This is a genomic window from Anabaena sp. UHCC 0253 (assembly GCF_009712085.1).
Lineage (GTDB): Bacteria > Cyanobacteriota > Cyanobacteriia > Cyanobacteriales > Nostocaceae > Dolichospermum.
In genome coordinates this window covers 468,007-472,535 of the sequence record NZ_VILD01000001.1, presented here as the reverse complement: position 1 = coordinate 472,535, position 4,529 = coordinate 468,007, and the positions used below count along the sequence as shown (strand labels likewise).

6 protein-coding genes and 2 pseudogenes are annotated in these 4,529 nt (G+C 34.4%); 4 read left to right on the top strand and 4 right to left on the bottom strand.

All coding sequences use genetic code 11. The features are described 5' to 3' along the window. Positions 1 to 750 (bottom strand): annotated as a pseudogene (locus tag FJR38_RS28010) (MFS transporter); the annotation flags it as partial. Positions 751 to 1,434: 684 nt separating this feature from the next. On the opposite strand from FJR38_RS28010, the gene FJR38_RS02110 reads away from it, so the two are divergent. The 3 genes from FJR38_RS02110 (at position 1,435) to FJR38_RS02100 (ending at position 2,569) form a co-directional block, all read left to right on the top strand. Beyond that, positions 1,435 to 1,623 carry a hypothetical protein gene (locus FJR38_RS02110; RefSeq protein WP_168494805.1) on the top strand — a complete coding sequence of 63 codons (189 nt, stop codon included), beginning with the start codon at positions 1,435 to 1,437 and terminating at the stop codon, positions 1,621 to 1,623. A 66-nt stretch (positions 1,624 to 1,689) separates the two neighbouring features. After that, positions 1,690 to 2,055, top strand: coding sequence for a VOC family protein (locus FJR38_RS02105; protein ID WP_168535122.1), 366 nt, complete (start codon positions 1,690 to 1,692; stop codon positions 2,053 to 2,055). Next, entirely contained in the window at positions 2,048 to 2,569 is a 522-nt protein-coding gene (locus FJR38_RS02100) for a DUF1622 domain-containing protein (RefSeq protein WP_371418123.1), read from the top strand. Before FJR38_RS02105 ends, FJR38_RS02100 begins: the two co-directional genes overlap by 8 nt. A gap of 101 nt (positions 2,570 to 2,670) precedes the next feature. On the opposite strand, the gene FJR38_RS02095 is transcribed toward FJR38_RS02100, so the two are convergent. The 3 genes from FJR38_RS02095 to FJR38_RS02085 all read right to left on the bottom strand — a co-directional run bounded on the left by FJR38_RS02095 (position 2,671) and on the right by FJR38_RS02085 (position 4,022). Then, entirely contained in the window at positions 2,671 to 3,000 is a 330-nt protein-coding gene (locus tag FJR38_RS02095; protein ID WP_168535120.1) for a hypothetical protein, read from the bottom strand. 101 nt (positions 3,001 to 3,101) lie between these two features. Beyond that, complete coding sequence (locus FJR38_RS02090) at positions 3,102 to 3,542, bottom strand: hypothetical protein (RefSeq protein WP_174763531.1); 441 nt, start codon at positions 3,540 to 3,542, stop codon at positions 3,102 to 3,104. Positions 3,543 to 3,554: 12 nt separating this feature from the next. Continuing rightward, positions 3,555 to 4,022: a hypothetical protein gene (locus FJR38_RS02085; protein WP_168535118.1), complete on the bottom strand. Its 468-nt coding sequence runs from the start codon at positions 4,020 to 4,022 to the stop codon at positions 3,555 to 3,557. A 247-nt stretch (positions 4,023 to 4,269) separates the two neighbouring features. Between FJR38_RS02085 and FJR38_RS02080 the strand changes: the two are divergent. Then, a pseudogene (locus FJR38_RS02080) lies at positions 4,270 to 4,529 on the top strand (arginine decarboxylase); the annotation flags it as partial.

Below are 4,529 nucleotides of genomic sequence, written 5' to 3'. Positions count from 1 at the left end.
TAACAATTTACTATCTCTGATATCTCGCAAATCTACATCTTTTAACAACTGATCAAATTGATTTCTAATTTCCTTGATATCTAGTTGTGGTAACTGTAAAGAACTCAAAGAAGTTTGCAAAGTATTTCTAAGACTATCAGGATCAAAACCAGAAGTTAATTCTCGACGCACTGCGGCAGTAATTTCTTCAGCCGTAGAAACCATTTGTTTTTGAGCAACATTAGCACCAATAGCTGAAGTTGCTGTCCCCAACAAACCTTGAATACCAGAAGTTACAGTGCTAATAAAAGAACCAATTAATGAACCTACTGCATTAGAACCTAGCCACATGATGACAGTGAAATAAGTAGACCAAATAACGACACTGATTATTGCTCCTAAAAATGTACTTTGAATTAAACTCAATTTAACTGCCAAAAAACAAGCAATAAATAAGGCAATACTAGAAGAAAAAATTGCCCAAGTCCCAACTTTAGCTTCAACTTTGCGAATACTTCCGCCTAATGTTTGTGGATCATCAACATCAGAATATGCGCCAGTTCCTATCGCGGAAATTCCCGCAGCTACAGAGAGATTTGTGAATAATAATTGAAAAGCAAATGCCATGAGGACACCTGATAACAATGCCACAAAAAATTTAGGACTAGAGAAAATAAGTGGTATTTGTGCTGGAATTAAGGCATTTATTGGTGCTAATCCTAAATGTAGATAGCACCATGAAAAATCCATGAATGAATTTAAATCAATCATTGTTTTCTCCTGTAATTTGAAGTAATAAATGTATAAAATTGGTGAATAAAAATACCCCCTAAATACTCAAATTTCAGTAATCATCTTCTAGGAATAATACTTGTTACTACCAGGATCAAAAGACTATCTATTACTCATGTATATATAGGAAGTAAATCTAGTAGTAGATGTTTGCCTCTTGCTCCTGATAGATGAAATGAGCAAACAATTTTTCATTACGAGTGATACTTAACTCTATGCTTCGCTTTTTAGGTAAGTAAAATCTGGTTTTAGTTGAAATCTGCAAATGTGATTGTATACATATATTAATATTAGCTCTATCTATTCTCTCAAGTCTTCTACCATTCGACACATTAATCCAAGATAACTCTCTCGCAATAGCCCCCTCTTTTGAAACATCCTCTGTAAGTAATTATTAATAGGACTTACGCACGAGTCATGAAAGAATGAACCACGAAGGAACGAAGGACACGAAGGAAAGAGAGTTTGAGAGATATTTTGCGTAAGTCCTAATTAACTATAATTGCTTAATTTATGAGTGAGAAATTTATCGCTATCTCCAAGAGGTATTTAATAATTCTGAAGAGAGAATTGCCAATCTCGATAGAGAACAAAAATAAGGAGAAAAGCATAGTTTTTGAGGAAATATGCTTTAATTAAGGTAGACAACCAAAACTATGCACTATGTCTATCCGAGTTCATCTAGTTGTTATTATTAATAATATTACCTTGTTGGTATTTTACACAGAATCGGACTGTTGGGAGTTTCGGTTAATTAGTGCGGGTGGTGAAATTTTTGGAGAACAGAGAATTTACTTCAGCCCAGAAGCAGCCGAAAAAGCAGCCCGTGAGTGGATTTATCAGGGATACTAATGATTTAATATTATCGTTTTTTACACCTAGTTGAGATCAATAATTTCCTAAAAAAAGAGGTATAAAATGACAATTACTCTTAATCACACCATAGTACCTGCACACGATAAAGACGCATCTGCACAGTTTTTTGCCCAGATTTTTGGGTTAAAAATAGAGCCTCCTATGGCTCACTTTGCTGTTGTCCGTGTGAACGATACATTAACTTTTGATTTTGACAACAGAGAGAATTTTGAGTCACACCATTATGCTTTTCATGTCAGTGAGGAAGAATTTGATGTAATTTTTGCACGGATTAAAGAGATGGGTTTGACATACAGTAGCGACCCTATGCACCAACATCAAGGTGAAATAAATCATAGAGGAGGTGGTCGAGGTTTTTATTTTTATGACCCCAATGGTCATAATTTGGAACTGCTGACTTGTGAATAATACTAGGATTTATATAGTAGGGATGAAACCAGAGACATCACGGGATTCATTAATTAATTTACTATTACCTCTAGCACTAATTTTAGGGCTAGTTTTACTGTTGAATGTGAATGTGGGAGGTACGGGAGAGAGCAGAGAAACTACTCCTTTAGAAATATGGCTCAAGGTCATTATTGATTATTTAGCAGCAGGGACAGAAATTGCCGCAGCAGTTGTGATTGGTGGAGCAGTGATTAAAGGCATTGTTGCCTATTTGCGATTATTGTTATCTCGCTCCAAACAACAATTTGATGCCACAGAAAGAATTCGTCTGCAATTGGGACGAGTTCTGGCATTAGGACTAGAATTCACCGTTGCTAGTGATATTTTACGGACAGCAGTAGCACCTACTCGTCAGGATATCTTGAATTTAGGAGCGATCGTACTGCTGCGAACCTTGCTAAATTATTTCTTAGAGCGTGAGATTCAGCAGGGAGAACAACGCCGTTTACAAGAACAGCAAACTATTGATTAAAGTTCTCTCAACAGGATGATGGAATAGTTGAAAACCTTCATCAATAGAAAAGAATGATTTCGGGAATAGAAGGATGGAAGGTAAGGGGAAAAGAAAAATTTTTAACCTTTTTCCTTTAAGCCTTTTTCTTCATCATTGTCAAACAATTCTAATAAACCAAATATACCCACAAAAAAAGTATAAGTTGCATATTTAATTGATGTCTGATTTCGAGATGGTGCATAATAAGCGGCAATTATTCCTTCGATAAAATGAGCCGACAGTGCAACATGAGCAATGATCAATGCTGGAGTTAAGATATTCGGTAGTTGACTGTTAGTTATTGATGTTTGGATATTCCATAATTCTAAACCTATGGAACTGGTTATGAGTGTGATGGATATAATTTTGAAGATGGGGAATAATTTGTGTTTGATATCTTTTAAGTTCATGTTGTTTATAATTATCTCCGTTTGATTTGGGATACAGATCCAGAATTGGAAAGATTATCTGATTTAGCTAATACAATTATTAAAGAATAGGAAATGGATAACTACAATTTGACCGTACTATATGTTTTTTGATTATGTTTTTTTCGATATCTATTATTAGTCTTTCCACTGTAATCAATAAATTCTACTTCAGTTTCAGGAAATTGCTGATCAATTTTTTCTGCAATTTCATTTACCGCTTGGGATAGATTCTGATTAAACTTTTCTATCTCATGGTTTGTCATATATTTATTACCAATACGATCAGCCTCTAAAAATAATTCCTCAATTGTCAACTGCTCACAACTGTATTTTTCTAAAAACTCCTCTATCTTGCGATAAAGATTAATAATATTATTCCATCCAATATTTCGGTAATCTTTTTCTATTAGCCAATCTTGGTCTTTTTTATGAAGCTTATTCCGATTTTTGGAATTAGCAATTTGAACTTCACGATAACTCTTTCCTTGAAAATGCTGTTTTTTGCTTTTTTGATGATTCATAGAAATAGTTACTTAACCAAGTGTCAAATTAAACATATGAACTAAGGCTTTCCGAATTTCACTATCTTCATATTGAAGAAGTTTTTTAGTATTTATAGCCAGCTTAATTCGTATTTCATCCACTAAATTTTTTAAGGCTTTATTTTCTTTGATTATTTGCTCATTAGTTTCAATCAGATCATTATTGTCCTCAATGAGTTGCTTGATTTTAAGTTCTAAAATCTTGTTTTGGTAGTACAAACTTTGATTTTCATTATCTTTCTGTCCAATCTCTTTATTTTTCTTTGTTACCAAACCTTTCTGAGCAGCTTGAAGACGCTGACGATTTATTAGTTCGGAACCAGCAAAATGCGAAATAGCTCTGCGAATGGTAATTTCATCAGGATTGCTCTTAAAGTTAACAGTCTCCAATGCACGCATAGCATCTTCTTTTGTCCAGTCCTCACTTCGTAGTAACTTAATAGCCTCTGACTTATTCATGATAATACTTTGATACAATATGATTAATTGAAAATCGTGCAAAATATCAGTTATTTTGCATCTTAATCCCATATTATACACATACATATAGTTGACTAGCAATTGTAGCAAATATTTTAGAGTAATACACCGACGCTAACGACAAAAACAAAAGTGTGAGGTTGCGACTATGACTCAAAGCCCAGAATACCAACCCAGTGGCTTATATATTCAAACCCCCTAGCTGAAAGCAATTTTTTTTCCCAAAATGCTCAATCAAAACCAAACCCCTCTCATAGATGCCTTAAAAGCCTGTACAACCCGTCCTCATGCACCCTTTTACACTCCAGGACACAAACGTGGTGTGGGTATTTCTCCAGTTTTAACCAATTTATTAGGTAAAGATGTCCTTCGTGCTGACTTAACAGAATTAGCAGAATTAGATAATTTATTCACACCCCAAAACGTGATTTTAGCAGCACAAGAATTAGCCGCGGAGGCTTTTGGATCTGAGAAAACATGGTTTTT

Coding starts and splice junctions, on each gene's coding strand:
- FJR38_RS02110 (WP_168494805.1), top strand. CDS start 1,435: ATGTCTATCCGAGTTCATCTAGTTGTTATTATTAATAATATTACCTTG.
- FJR38_RS02105 (WP_168535122.1), top strand. CDS start 1,690: ATGACAATTACTCTTAATCACACCATAGTACCTGCACACGATAAAGAC.
- FJR38_RS02095 (WP_168535120.1), bottom strand. CDS start 3,000: ATGAACTTAAAAGATATCAAACACAAATTATTCCCCATCTTCAAAATT.
- FJR38_RS02090 (WP_174763531.1), bottom strand. CDS start 3,542: ATGAATCATCAAAAAAGCAAAAAACAGCATTTTCAAGGAAAGAGTTAT.
- FJR38_RS02085 (WP_168535118.1), bottom strand. CDS start 4,022: ATGAATAAGTCAGAGGCTATTAAGTTACTACGAAGTGAGGACTGGACA.